Source organism: Neorhizobium sp. NCHU2750, from assembly GCF_003597675.1.
GTDB lineage: Bacteria > Pseudomonadota > Alphaproteobacteria > Rhizobiales > Rhizobiaceae > Neorhizobium.
On sequence record NZ_CP030827.1, the window covers coordinates 2,308,885 to 2,321,679 of the forward strand.

A 12,795-nucleotide genomic window follows, 5' to 3' on the forward strand; every position below is an offset into this window, starting at 1 on the left:
AGAGCGTGGCGCTCACAAGTCCGGCAGTCGTCTGCTCTTCCACTGGCTGTGGGGAATGGCGTCGCCAACCTTGATGGCGAAGGAGACGATCTTGGTCGCATCCGGATCGACCTCGCAGCGGTAGCCGACATCAAACCATCCGCCCTGCGCGCCGTCGTGAAAAGCGGCCGACGGGACGTCCAGCACATTGCCCTCCTTCAGGCCCGGACTGGGCAGGAGATCCGGCCAGTGGCGGGCATGGCGCAACTGCATCTTCAGTTCGCTCGCACAGAGCTGCGCCACGCGCGAACTGCGCGGCACGCCATCCATCGCAACGACAGCTTCGGCGTCATGGCCGTCATTGTTGGAAAACAGCGTCTTTGCCTCCTTCAGCCCACCGGCCGCGGCAGTACCCGGCTTTGACGCCGGCTTGCCATTCGGCCTTGCCGTTGGCAGGGTCGGCACGATCTCGGCATTTCCACCGACAGCGCCTCGGTCAAGCGTCGCCGGCAATCCGGTCTTTTCCGAACCGTTGGCGGCAAAATCGACACCGGGCAGCGTGATTTGCGGCGGCAGGGGAGCGCCCCCCGGTCCGTGCAGCGGCGCGTCGAGACCGTTTGGCTGGCCAGTCGCTCCATTCTGCTGCCCCTGCGCTGCGTCCGCCGCCTGAGCCTCGCTGCCAGCTTGCTGACCATCAGCCTGCTCATCAGAGGCCTGCTGGCCGCCGGGTTGCTGGTTGGCGGCCTCGGCATCCTTGCTGCTATCTTCTGCCGCATCGCCATCCGGCGACTTGCGCGGATCCGTCTGCTTTTCTCCGAACCGGGTCACATCGCCCAGTGCCTTGATTGCCCTCGCCTCGGTCTGTTTCTCCTCCGCGGATGCCCCTTGCGGCGGCTCGGCCTTTTTCTCGGCCGGCGGCGGCGGTTGCTGCTTATCGGCTGCAGGCGGGGGTGGCGCCTGTTTCTCTGCCTGTTTCTCCGCAGCCGGCGGCGGAGGCGGCGAAGCCTTCGCCTCCTCCTTCGGTTTCTCCTCCGGCTTCGGCTTTTCCTCAGGCTTCGGCGCCGGTGGCTTGGCTGCCGGTGGCGGTTCCTGCTTCGCGGCCTCCTGCTCTTTCGCCTGCTTTTCCTTCTCGGCCGCAGCCTCTTCGGCAGCCTTTTCCTTGGCATCTTCGGCGGTCTTTGCCGCAGCCTTCTCCGCTCCCGCCTTCTCGGCCTCCTGTTTCGGTGGCTCCGGCGGCGGCACGGGCTTCTTTTCCTCCTCCGGCTTCTGCTCGGGCATTTTCAGATTGAGCGCCTGCTGCTGCGGTTTCGGCTTGGGCTTTTCGGGCGTCTTCTCGTCCGCCTTATTCTCTTCGGGTGGCGGCACGATCTCGACCGAGACCGTCTCTTCCTTCGGTGCCGTCTGGTCATGGACGGGCAACCGGGCAAACAGCGCCACCGCAATGATCACATGCAGTGCAATGGAGGCGGCAATGCCTCCGTAGAGCTTGTGATTTGGCTTTCGCGACGCGTCCTGCATGGCTTCCGATGTAGGATGAAAGAGAGGCGGGATGAAGTCCCGCCGCCACAAGGCGAACAAGAAAAACCCAGCGGATTTTCATCCGCCGGGCCCGATGTCGTAAAGTTGACCGGTGAGCCCCGGTCTTAGCTGTCGAGGAACGACCTGAGCTTGCGCGAGCGGCTCGGATGCTTGAGCTTGCGGAGCGCCTTCGCCTCGATCTGGCGGATACGTTCGCGCGTCACCGAAAACTGCTGGCCGACTTCTTCCAGCGTGTGGTCGGTGTTCATGCCGATGCCGAAGCGCATGCGCAGCACGCGCTCTTCGCGCGGGGTGAGCGATGCGAGAACACGGGTCGTCGTCTCGCGCAGGTTCGCCTGGATGGCGGCGTCGATCGGCAGAAGCGCGTTCTTGTCCTCGATGAAATCGCCGAGGTGGCTGTCTTCTTCGTCACCCACCGGGGTTTCGAGCGAGATCGGCTCCTTGGCGATCTTCAGCACCTTGCGGACCTTTTCGAGCGGCATGGCGAGCTTTTCGGCCAGTTCTTCAGGCGTCGGCTCGCGACCGATTTCGTGCAGCATCTGGCGCGAGGTACGAACGATCTTGTTGATCGTTTCGATCATATGCACCGGAATACGGATCGTGCGCGCCTGGTCGGCGATCGAACGGGTGATCGCCTGCCGGATCCACCATGTCGCATAGGTGGAGAACTTGTAGCCGCGGCGATACTCGAACTTGTCGACCGCCTTCATCAGGCCGATATTGCCTTCCTGAATGAGGTCGAGGAACTGCAGGCCGCGGTTCGTATACTTCTTGGCGATCGAGATGACGAGACGAAGGTTCGCCTCGACCATTTCCTTCTTGGCGATGCGGGCTTCGCGTTCGCCCTTCTGCACCATCGACACGATACGACGGAATTCGGCGATCGAGATGCCGGTTTCAGTCGCCAGATTCTGGATCTCCAGGCGGATATCCCGGATCATCGTGTTCTCTGCCTTGGCAAATTCCTTCCAGCCCTTGGCTGCAAGGTTGGCGATCGACTTCATCCAGTTCGGATCGAGTTCCGCACCCTGATACTGCTCGAGGAACGAGTCGCGCTTGACGCCGTAGGATTCGGCAAGACGCAACAGACGGCCTTCGTTCTGCATCAGTCGCTTGGAAATGTCGTAGAGCTGCTCGACAAGGCTGTCGACGCGGTTCTGGTTAAGCGACAGCGACTTGACCGCCGTCACCAGCTCGTCCTTCAGTTCCTTGTAGCGACGCTCCTGCGCCGAAGACAAAGTGCCGGTGGCAGCCAGGCGCTGTTCCACCTGCTGGTCCTGCAGCTTCCTGAGCTTCTTGTAGGTATCGGCGATCAGGTCGAGGGTTTCCATGACCTGCGGACGCAGCTCGGCTTCCATCGCGGCGAGAGACAGGCTCGACTCGTCGTCGTCCTCTTCCTCTTCCTCGATCGGCAGGTCGCCGCCGACGGCCGTGATGTCGTCGTCATTGGCGGCCGACATGCGGGCCTTGCGGCTCTTTTCCTTTTCCTCGGCAGCCTTGCGGTCGGCCTCGATCTTTTCCGGGCTCTGGAACTGCGGAGCAGCCTTGGCTTCGGGACCCGAATAGGTCGTTTCGAGATCGATGATCTCGCGAAGCAATGTCGTCCCCTCATTCAGTTCGTCGCGCCAGATGATCAGCGCCTGGAACGTGAGGGGGCTCTCACAGAGACCACCGATCATCGTTTCGCGGCCGGCCTCGATACGCTTGGCGATGGCGATTTCGCCCTCACGCGACAGAAGCTCGACGGAACCCATTTCGCGCAGATACATGCGCACCGGGTCGTCGGTACGGTCGGTCGGTTCTTTCTTCTTGGCGGTCGCGACAGCGGTGCCGGCAGACGTCGTCAGTTCGCCGCTTTCGCTCTCATTGTCGTCGCTGTCGCCGCTGTCGTCGTCTTCGCTGCTGCCGCCGGCCGCTTCTTCCGCGTCCTCGTCCTCGATCACGTTGATGCCCATGTCGGACAGCATCGCCATCGTGTCTTCGATCTGTTCCGAGGTCACCTCCTCGGAAGGCAGAACCGAATTCAGCTCGTCCATGGTCACATAGCCGCGCTTTTTCGCGGCCTTGATCATCTTCTTGACCGCGTCATCAGAAAGGTCGAGAAGCGGACCGTCATGCGAAGCTTCGCGCTCGTTCTCTGCTTCTTCGTTTTCTTTGACTTTTGTTGCCATGTATTTCGTCACTTTCCCTGAACGCCACTGCGCCACAACAGATTGACCGCGCTCGTGGCCGGCGATCTAAGGCCTCATGCCCTAGCCGCGAATCACTTGCCCACTCGTAACGGAATGACCTTTAATTCCGAATTACCACAGGATGCTGTCCTGAGCAGTCCATACCTGAAGCAATGCCAGTCGCACTGGCCCGCCTGACCCAATCCGCCTATCTTGCCTTGAAATGGTGATTCCCACAATTTAACGTTCCGTCAAGCTTTTCCCCGGCGTTTGCACCAGAAAAGTGGAAAAAGACGCGTTACACCCGTTTCACACAGGCCTGTTCACCAGTTTCGACGCTTATTTAGGCGATCCTTCGGATTAGACAAGGGTTAACGAAAACACAAATTGTCGCCGTCAGCTCGCGGCAGGAGATTCGCAGCCCGAAACCGGCAGTCTATCTCCTCAATGGCTGACCGCCGCCCCCTTCACCCGGCCCGAAAGCACGCCGAACCCGTCGATGATCGCCTCCTGCGCCTCGAGCCTGGTAATCTCGTTCTGGATTTCCAGAAGCGCCCGCAGCAATATTTCTCCGCGATCGGCCTCTTCCTCGGAAAGCTCGGCGATCTCCCGCTCCAGCTCGATCTTCTGCCAGCGCAGTTCCTTGTTGCGCGAATGCAGCGCCCTGGTCTGCCGATAGGCCTGAAGCGCATCCTGCGGATCGGCCTCCTCGGTCGCGGTCCAAAGCCGCGCATTCTTCACCTGCTGGGTCATCGACGCCACGATGTCCCCGAACCCGTCAGCCGCGAGCCCTTCCCGCACGGCCTCGACGGAAAGCTTCACCCCGAGACGGCCGACGATCGACAGGAGCGACGACCAGAAGCGCTGCAGGTCCCTGTTTTCGAAATCGACGGAAGAAATCTCGTCATATTCGTCGAGAAGCAGTTGCGGATGGTTGGCAATGGTCAGCGCCAGAACCGTTTCGCGAAGCGCAGGTTTGGATTGCGGCGAAAGCTTCAGCATCTGGTTGAGCCTGGCACTGCCCGCCGTGCCGCTTTCGATCATCGCGCCGGCAACCGTCGAGCCGCCCTGCTGAGGTCCGCCGCGGCCACCCCTGCCCCTTGTGGCACCGCCTGCATTGTTGCGCTGGAACCCCTGGCGACGATCACCGCCGCCATTGCCCTGCGCATAGCCATTGCCCTGCGAGAAAAACGCGCCGAGCCGGCTGCGGATATCCTGCTGGTAGTGATAGCGCACGCTTTCGTCGGCGATCACCGAAACGATCTGCTTCAGCCGCGCATCGAGCTCCGCCCGCCTTTCCGGCGTATCGAAGACAGAACCCGCGGTTTCCCGCTGCCAGATCATGTCGACCAGCGGCTTTGCCTCCGACAGAACCCGGTCGAACGGCGCCCTGCCGTCGTTCTTCACCAGATCGTCGGGATCCTTGCCATCCGGCAGAAGCGCGAAACTGACCGACTTGCCGGGCTTGATCGCCGGCAGCGCCAGATCGGCGGCTCGGTTGGCCGCACGAATGCCGGCGCCATCGCCATCGAAGCAGAGCACCGGCTGCGGCGTCACTTTCCACAAGAGGTCGAGCTGGTTTTCCGTCAAGGCCGTGCCGAGCGGTGCGACCGCATTCTCCACGCCCGCCTGATAGAGCGCGATCACGTCCATATAGCCTTCGACCGCAATCAACGTGCCGCTCTGGCGCCGGTCTCCGGCCGCCTGCGCCGCTTTTCTGGCGCGCGAGAAATTGTAGAGAACCTGTCCCTTGTGGAAGAGTTCGGTATCCGGCGAGTTCATGTATTTCGCCATCGCATCCGCCGCCATCGCCCGGCCGCCAAAGGCGATCACCTTGTCGCGCGACGACAGAATCGGGAACATGATCCGGTCGCGGAAATAATCGTAGGAAACCGGAATATCCGGCCCGAAGCGTACCAGCCCGCAGGCCTCGATCTGCTCCTTCGGCACGCCCTTGCCCGCCAGATATTCTTTGAGCGCATTGCGGCTTTCCGGCGCATAGCCCAGCCGGAACGTCTCGATCGTGCGCCCCGTCAGTCCGCGGTCGCGCAGATAGGCGCGTGCCTTGGCGCCATTGGCGCTCTGCAACTGATCCTGGAAATAGGCGGTCGCCATTTCCATCACGTCCTGCAGCGAGGTGCGCTCCTTCTCGCGCTTTTCCATCTGCGGATCGGGCTGCGGCATGGCAACACCGGCCAGATCGGCGATCTGCTGCACCGCTTCGGGAAAGTTCAGCCCTTCGAGATCGGTGAGAAAGCGAAAATGATCGCCGGACACGCCGCAGCCGAAGCAATGGTAGCGACCCTTGCGATCCTCGCAATGGAAGCTCGGGCTCTTCTCGCCATGGAACGGGCAGCAGGCCCAGTAATCGCCGCGCGACACATTCGTCTTGCGGCGATCCCACGTCACCCGCCTGCCGATCACGGTGGAGATCAGCACGCGGTCGCGTATCTCGTCGAGGAACGTGTTGGAAAAGCGCATGTCTACTCATATAGGCGTAAGTCGAAGGCAGCGCCACGGGCAAGGCATCTCCTTCCCGCTATCCACAGCCCCCAAAACCGAATACGGCGCCCAAGGGCGCCGCATCGTCTTGATCCGGCATCTAGGCCGGCAGATCTAACAACTCAGCTCAGCTTCGCCTTGATGACGCCGGAAGCCTTGGCGAAATCCATCTGGCCGGCATAGCGCTCGCGCAGTACCGCCATCACCTTGCCCATATCCTTCATGCCGGCGGCGCCCGTCTCGGCAACCACGGCGGCAACGATCTCGTCGACCTTTTCGTCGGAAAGCTGTTCCGGCATGAAGGCCTTGAGCACGGCGATCTCGCCGCGTTCCTGAGCGGCAAGCTCGGCGCGTCCGGCATCCTCGTAGATCTTGGCCGACTCTTCGCGCTGCTTCACCATCTTTTGCAGGATCTGCAGGATCTCGTCGTCGGTGGCCGCATCCTTGCCGGTACCGCGATTGGCGATGTCGCGATCCTTGACCGCGCTCTGGATCAGGCGGACGGTGGAAAGCCGCAGGGTGTCCTTGGCCTTCATCGCTTCCTTCATGGATTCGGTCAGCTTCTCGCGCATCATCTCAGTGTCTCCGTCATGGCGGGGCAGAACCTCCCGCAGCGCCCGAAACCGGGCTGTTGACGGCGGTGATAGATCAGCCGGCGGGGTCGATCAATCTTTTCCCGCCTGCAAGGCCCAAATGAGGGTGATTCTTTAACGGATGCGATTGACCGCGCGTTAGCCTTTGTTTATTTTCCCGCACCTGCACGACATTTGGATTTGAAGAGCCGCCTGCGACAACGCTTGGCGCTTTTTCTGCGACAACAAGAAACCCCTGCAGCCTGTCTTTAGCTTAAAGACCGGAACGATGGGTCAGAAGGATAGCCATGACCGGTACAGCACCCTGGACGCCCAAGAAGCCCACCGCCCTCCTCGTTCTTGCGGACGGCACCGTCATCGAAGGCACCGGCATCGGCGCGACCGGCAAGGTTCCGGCCGAAGTCGTGTTCAACACGGCACTGACCGGCTACGAGGAAATCCTCACCGACCCGTCCTATCTCGGCCAGATCGTCACCTTCACCTTCCCCCATATCGGCAATATCGGCACCAATGACGAGGATATCGAAGACCTGACACCGGCCGCACGCCGCGGCGCCGTCGGCGTCATCTTCAAGGCCGACATCACCGACCCGTCCAACTACCGCGCCGCAAAGCATCTCGACGAGTGGCTGAAGAGCCGCGGCATCATCGGCCTGTCGGGCGTCGACACCCGTGCGCTGACCGCCTGGATCCGCGAGCATGGCGCCCCGAACGCCGTCATCGCCCATGACCCGAACGGCGTCTTCGACATCGACACGCTGAAGGCGGAAGCCAAGGCCTGGAGCGGTCTGGAAGGCCTTGACCTCGCCAAGGAAGCGACCTCCGGCCAGTCCTCGCAGTGGACCGAGAAGCCCTGGGTGTGGAACGAAGGCTATAGCGAACTCAAGGCCGAAGACGCCAAATATCACGTCGTCTGCATCGATTATGGCGTCAAGCGCAACATCCTGCGCCTGTTCACCGGCCTCGACTGCAAGGTGACGATCGTCCCGGCACAGACCGCCGCCGAAGATATCCTGGCGCTGAAGCCGGACGGCATCTTCCTGTCGAACGGCCCGGGCGACCCGGCCGCCACCGGCGAATATGCCGTTCCGGTGATCCAGGAAATCATCAAGACCGACATCCCGACCTTCGGCATCTGCCTCGGTCACCAGATGCTGGGTCTGGCACTCGGTGCCAAGACCGAGAAGATGCATCAGGGCCATCACGGCGCCAACCACCCGGTCAAGGATCACACGACCGGCAAGGTGGAGATCGTCTCGATGAACCACGGCTTCGCAGTCGACTCCAAGTCGCTGCCGCAAGGCGTTGAAGAGACTCACATCTCGCTGTTCGACGGCACCAATTGCGGCCTGCGCCTTTCCGGCAAGCCGGTCTTCTCCGTCCAGCACCACCCGGAAGCCTCTCCCGGCCCACAGGACAGCCACTACCTGTTCCGCCGCTTCATCAATCTGGTGCGCGCAAAGAAGGGCGAACCGGCTCTCGCCGAGCGCTGAAAGCAGATCCCCTCACCAACAAAATCTAAGACTTAGCTGAAGCTAAGATCTTGATTTTGTATCCTCTCCCACAAGGGGAGAGGTAGGGCGCCGAGACTGCCTTGATCTCCGGCATCTCTCCCCTTGTGGGAGAGAAAGCGATTTCAACATCTTAGCCGAAGGCTAAGTGTTAGAAATCGCAAGTGAGGGGAACGACCCGACCACCATCGCCTATCAGGCGGCCTGCGCAATCGCGTCGGCCGCCTTTTCTTTGCCGATGACGATCAGCCAGAACCGGCCGCAGAGCAGAATGGCCGCCGCGGCAAGGCCGAGAACGAAACCGTACCAGACCCCCTCGCCCTGCATTCCCAGCGGAAAGGCGAACAGATAGGCGCAGGCAAACCCGATCGGCCAATAGGCGATCAGCGCCAGGATCATCGGCACCCGCGTATCCTTCAAGCCCCGCAACAACCCGGCACCGACCGCCTGCAATCCGTCGACAAGCTGGAAAATCCCGGCAATCACGATCAGCGGCGCGGCAAAATCAAGTACAGCCTGCGCGTCCGGCTGGTGCGTATCGAGGAACAACGCCCCGAGCTCGCGCGGAAACGTGGCGAAGATCGCCCCGCCGACCAGCGTGAAGCAGATGCCGACGACGAGCACCGCGATCGCCGCCCGCCTGACGCCGACAAGATCGTTGCGGCCAAGCGAAAGCCCCACCCTGACGGTTGCCACCTGCGCAAGGCCGAGCGGGATCATGAATGCGATCGAGGCGAATTGCAGCGCAATCCCATGGGCGGCAAGCTGCTGGGTGCCGAGCGTGCCCATCAGAAGCGAGGCTGCGGCAAACAGGCTGGTTTCCGCCAGGATGGTAAAGCTGATCGGCAGGCCGAGCAGTGCAATCTCCTTCAGCATGCCCCAGTCCGGTCGCCAGAACCGCACGAAAAGCTCGTAGTCGCGCATCTCCTTCTGGCTCTCGATATAGACGAGCATCAGCACGAAGCCGGTCAGGTTGGCACAGACGGAGGCGATCGCGGCCCCGATCAGCCCGAGTTGCGGCGCACCGAAACGGCCGAAGATCAGCACATAGGCGACGATGGCATTGAGGATGAACATGCCGATCGTGACGTAGAGCACGACCCCGCCCTTCTCCAGCCCGGTAACGAAGCTTCGAAGTGCCATAAGTCCGAGTGCCGGAAATATGCCCCATTGCATGACCCGCAGGTAATGCTGCGCCAGCGCCGCCACATCCGGCTGCTGTCCGAGCTTCAGCAGGATCGGCTCGCAGAACCACAGAAGCGGCGCCGTCAACGCACCATAGAACAGCACGATCCACAGTCCCATGCGCACCGACCGGCGCACGGAGACCGTATCCTTGCGACCAAGCGCGTGAGCCACCACCGGCACGACGGCAGCACTGAAACCGGTCCCGAAAATGAAAATGATGAAGAAGATCTGGTTTGCCAGCACAACGGCCGCAAGCTCCGTCGTACCGAGCCAGCCGACGAGAATGATATCCGTCGTGTTGATCGCCATCTGCGCCAGCTGCGCGCCGACCAGCGGAATGCCGAGCGCAAAGGTGGCGCGCAAATGCATCTTCCAGGAATTTTCCGTCCGTCGGGTGGCGTTCGTATCCGGCGAGCGCTGCATGCGGCACCTCGATAAAAGAAAAAGCCGCTTCCAGAATTGGTCAGCGGCAATGCATCCTGCCTATAAAGAAGGCACGCCCGGTCGGCAACCCTGAAGCGCAATCCAGCAGTTTTTGTGGGCGTTACGTCAACGAACTTGATGGACCGCGCCGCTTGCCGGCGCCTCCCCGCCAGCTGGACGTAAAACCCGCCTTGCTCAAGGTTTTTTAATGCGAACGGCCGGGGAATCGCGGCTATATCATCCGACAGTCTTGGGGATGATTTTGATGATCGCACTTTTGTGGAATGGCATACTGGTCGGCATTGGCGCCACCGTTCTCATGGATATCTGGGCCTTTGCGCTGCACTACCTGTTCGGCCAGGCGCGACCGAACTGGGCTCCCGGCGGCCGCTGGTTCCGCCACCTGGCCAACGGCAAGGTGTTTCACGACAGCATCGGCACGGCAGAGCCTTACGAACATGAACTCGCGCTCGGCTGGACCGGCCATTATGTCGTCGGCATCATCTATGGCGTGGTTCTCGTCCTCGCCATGGGTCCCGGCTGGCTGGCATCGCCGACCTTCCTGCCCGCTTTCGTCTGGGGCATCGTCACCATTGCCGCCGGCTGGTTCCTGATGCAGCCCGGCATGGGGCTTGGCTGGGCAGCCTCGAAAACCCCCAATCCGACCAAGGTCCGTATCATCGGCCTCCTCACCCACACCGTCTTTGCCATCGGCATGTGGGGCACCGCGATGCTGATCCGCTAGGCCCCGCCCTGCCGACACGGATCATTCGAACGCAGGGAGCCGACGTCATTTGACCCGTCATAGACGTTGACTTCCCGTTCATCGGAACAAACTAAAATAAGCGCGCAGTGACCTTTGATCCGGCGGCCGGCAATCATGCCGTCGTCGGCGAACGGATGGTGTCTCGCATGCGGCTTAGTACGATCACACATCTCGCCTATGCGGTCACGCTGGTCCTGACTGCCGTGTCGGCCTCGACCTTCATCCTGTCGGCACGCAGCGCCTCGCAGGAACGCGTAGCGATCGAGCGGCATCTCGAAATCGATGATCTGGCTGAAGAACTCGCCATCACGGCCGAAAACCGAACGGAAGAAGCCCGTCTCTACGTCATGCGGGCAGACGAGCAGCATCTGGCCAAATTCTATGTCGACGACGATCAGGAAGGTCGCCTCGAAGGCACAATCGCAAAGATGACGCTGCTTGGCCTCTCGCCGCAGGAAAAGGCGATGTTCGATGCCATCAGGGCCGATGCCGACGCGATTGACGCAATCGAGAAGAAAGCCATCGCCGCCTATCGCGACGGCCGGCAGATCGAGGCACAGCAGACCCTGTTCGGCGACGAGCATTACCGCCTCCAGACCGGCCTGGTAAAGTCGGTGGCGGATCTGCGCGAAAGCGTCACGACCCGCTCGCAACAGACCGTCGATGCCGCCAAGGCCAGAAGCGATTTCTTCGGCAATATCGCCAAGTCGATGCTGGTTCTGACCGCACTGATGTTCCTCGCCGTCCTCTATTTCGTGCTGAGCCGGCGGGTGGCCATGCCGCTCATCCGCATGAGCAATGTCGTGACAAGGCTCGCCCGACAGGATTACGACGTCGAGGTGCTGGATGACGGGCGGCGCGACGAAATCGGCGAGATGAACCACGCCATCCAGATCTTTCGCGACAATGGCCGCGAGCGCGAGCGGCTGGATGCCGAGCGCCGCAAGGATCAGCGCATGAAGGACCTGATCCTGCAGATGATGCATCGGGTCCAGGCCTGCCAGAACCAGGAGGAACTGTCGGATGTCGTCTCCCGCTTCATGCCGCAGATATTCCCGCAGGCTGCAGGCCACCTGTTCGTCATGAAGGAACAGGGCTCGACCCTGCAATCACTCGGCCAGTGGCTGGATCCGAAGGCATCCGAAACGCATTTCTCGATCGATGATTGCTGGGGCCTTCGGCGCGGCCGGCCGCATCTGAGCGAGTCGGAAGGCGAGGATGTCAGTTGTCATCACATCCACGTCGGCACTAGCAGCAATCTCTGTTTCCCTCTGACGGCGCTCGGCGACATTGTCGGTCTTCTTTACCTTGAAAGTGCGCCGGGCAATCATCCGTCACAGACCGATCGCCTCTATCTCGAACTCCTGGCGGAAAATGTCGGGCTCGCCGTCGCCAACCTGCAGCTTCGCCAGCGGCTCGTCGGCATGGCCAAGCGCGATGCGCTCACCGGCCTGATGAACCGCCGCTCTCTCGACGAGACGCTTAACCGGCTGATCGAGGAACCGGCCAATCCGCTTGCCTGCCTGATGATCGACATCGACTATTTCAAGCGGTTCAACGATCAGTTCGGCCATGATGCAGGCGATGCCGTCATGCAATATGTGGCGCGCCTGCTGTCGGAAGTGGTCAACGGCCGCGGCGACGTATTTCGCTTCGGCGGCGAGGAGTTCACCGTTCTGCTTGCCGGATCGACGGCGGCGGATGGCGAACATGTTGCCGAGCAATTGAGGCAATCCGTCGAACGCGCGCCCCTGTCCTATCGCGGCCGCCTGCTCGATCCCGTCACCATTTCGCTCGGCATTTCCACCTCGCCGCAGACGGGCCCGGTCACCAGCATACTGGAACGGGCCGACCGCGCCCTGCTTGCGGCAAAGCGCAACGGCCGCAACCGATGGATCCTGGAAAGCGTAGAGGAGCAGGCCTGAGCCCTGTCGCAGCCCGAAAAAAGCCGAAGAGTCTAAACCCGTTGCATACCCTCGGGGACGATGTCGGCACCGGCGAAAAAACTTGCCCGCAGTTTCAATATCTTCATCGAAGCCTCGGGCGGTTTTCATCCCCGCTCCGCCGGGCTGCGCAACAATCATCGCGTCATCGGGCGGGAAACCGGGTTCGCGAACCGGCCT

The 12,795-nt window shown here is 61.6% G+C and carries 8 protein-coding genes; 3 read left to right on the forward strand and 5 right to left on the reverse strand.

The genetic code is table 11. From position 1 onward, the window contains the following. Nucleotides 1-12: 12 nt before the first annotated feature. From NCHU2750_RS11230 to NCHU2750_RS11245, 4 genes are all read right to left on the reverse strand, one after another. The gene (locus NCHU2750_RS11230) at nucleotides 13-1,497 is read right to left on the reverse strand and encodes a DUF930 domain-containing protein (RefSeq protein ID WP_119940555.1); all 1,485 of its coding nucleotides are present in this window, start codon (nucleotides 1,495-1,497) and stop codon (nucleotides 13-15) included. A gap of 125 nt (nucleotides 1,498-1,622) precedes the next feature. After that, on the reverse strand, nucleotides 1,623-3,689 hold the full coding sequence (rpoD, locus tag NCHU2750_RS11235; RefSeq protein ID WP_119940556.1) for an RNA polymerase sigma factor RpoD: 2,067 nt from the start codon (nucleotides 3,687-3,689) through the stop codon (nucleotides 1,623-1,625). Between the two features lie 444 nt (nucleotides 3,690-4,133). Then, entirely contained in the window at nucleotides 4,134-6,170 is a 2,037-nt protein-coding gene (dnaG, locus tag NCHU2750_RS11240; RefSeq protein WP_119940558.1) for a DNA primase, read from the reverse strand. A 143-nt stretch (nucleotides 6,171-6,313) separates the two neighbouring features. Beyond that, nucleotides 6,314-6,766 (reverse strand): GatB/YqeY domain-containing protein, encoded by a 453-nt coding sequence (locus NCHU2750_RS11245; RefSeq protein ID WP_119940560.1) that lies wholly within the window; start codon nucleotides 6,764-6,766, stop codon nucleotides 6,314-6,316. Between the two features lie 305 nt (nucleotides 6,767-7,071). Between NCHU2750_RS11245 and carA the strand changes: the two genes are divergently transcribed. Next, a complete protein-coding gene (gene carA, locus NCHU2750_RS11250; RefSeq protein WP_119940561.1) occupies nucleotides 7,072-8,277 on the forward strand; it encodes a glutamine-hydrolyzing carbamoyl-phosphate synthase small subunit in 1,206 nt (401 codons plus the stop codon). 213 nt (nucleotides 8,278-8,490) lie between these two features. Here carA and NCHU2750_RS11255 read toward each other — a convergent pair whose 3' ends face one another. Further along, nucleotides 8,491-9,906, reverse strand: coding sequence for an MATE family efflux transporter (locus NCHU2750_RS11255; RefSeq protein ID WP_119940563.1), 1,416 nt, complete (start codon nucleotides 9,904-9,906; stop codon nucleotides 8,491-8,493). Between the two features lie 265 nt (nucleotides 9,907-10,171). Between NCHU2750_RS11255 and NCHU2750_RS11260 the strand changes: the two genes are divergently transcribed. Beyond that, nucleotides 10,172-10,651 (forward strand): DUF2938 domain-containing protein, encoded by a 480-nt coding sequence (locus NCHU2750_RS11260; RefSeq protein WP_119940565.1) that lies wholly within the window; start codon nucleotides 10,172-10,174, stop codon nucleotides 10,649-10,651. 167 nt (nucleotides 10,652-10,818) lie between these two features. Continuing rightward, the gene (locus NCHU2750_RS11265; RefSeq protein ID WP_119943238.1) at nucleotides 10,819-12,597 is read left to right on the forward strand and encodes a diguanylate cyclase; all 1,779 of its coding nucleotides are present in this window, start codon (nucleotides 10,819-10,821) and stop codon (nucleotides 12,595-12,597) included. Nucleotides 12,598-12,795: the final 198 nt, after the last annotated feature.

What these genes read in the sequence shown, in the direction of transcription:
- rpoD (WP_119940556.1), bottom strand. Translation starts at nt 3,689, where the DNA reads ATGGCAACAAAAGTCAAAGAAAACGAAGAAGCAGAGAACGAGCGCGAA.
- NCHU2750_RS11245 (WP_119940560.1), bottom strand. Translation starts at nt 6,766, where the DNA reads ATGATGCGCGAGAAGCTGACCGAATCCATGAAGGAAGCGATGAAGGCC.
- dnaG (WP_119940558.1), bottom strand. Translation starts at nt 6,170, where the DNA reads ATGCGCTTTTCCAACACGTTCCTCGACGAGATACGCGACCGCGTGCTG.
- NCHU2750_RS11255 (WP_119940563.1), bottom strand. Translation starts at nt 9,906, where the DNA reads ATGCAGCGCTCGCCGGATACGAACGCCACCCGACGGACGGAAAATTCC.
- carA (WP_119940561.1), top strand. Translation starts at nt 7,072, where the DNA reads ATGACCGGTACAGCACCCTGGACGCCCAAGAAGCCCACCGCCCTCCTC.
- NCHU2750_RS11230 (WP_119940555.1), bottom strand. Translation starts at nt 1,497, where the DNA reads ATGCAGGACGCGTCGCGAAAGCCAAATCACAAGCTCTACGGAGGCATT.
- NCHU2750_RS11260 (WP_119940565.1), top strand. Translation starts at nt 10,172, where the DNA reads ATGATCGCACTTTTGTGGAATGGCATACTGGTCGGCATTGGCGCCACC.
- NCHU2750_RS11265 (WP_119943238.1), top strand. Translation starts at nt 10,819, where the DNA reads ATGCGGCTTAGTACGATCACACATCTCGCCTATGCGGTCACGCTGGTC.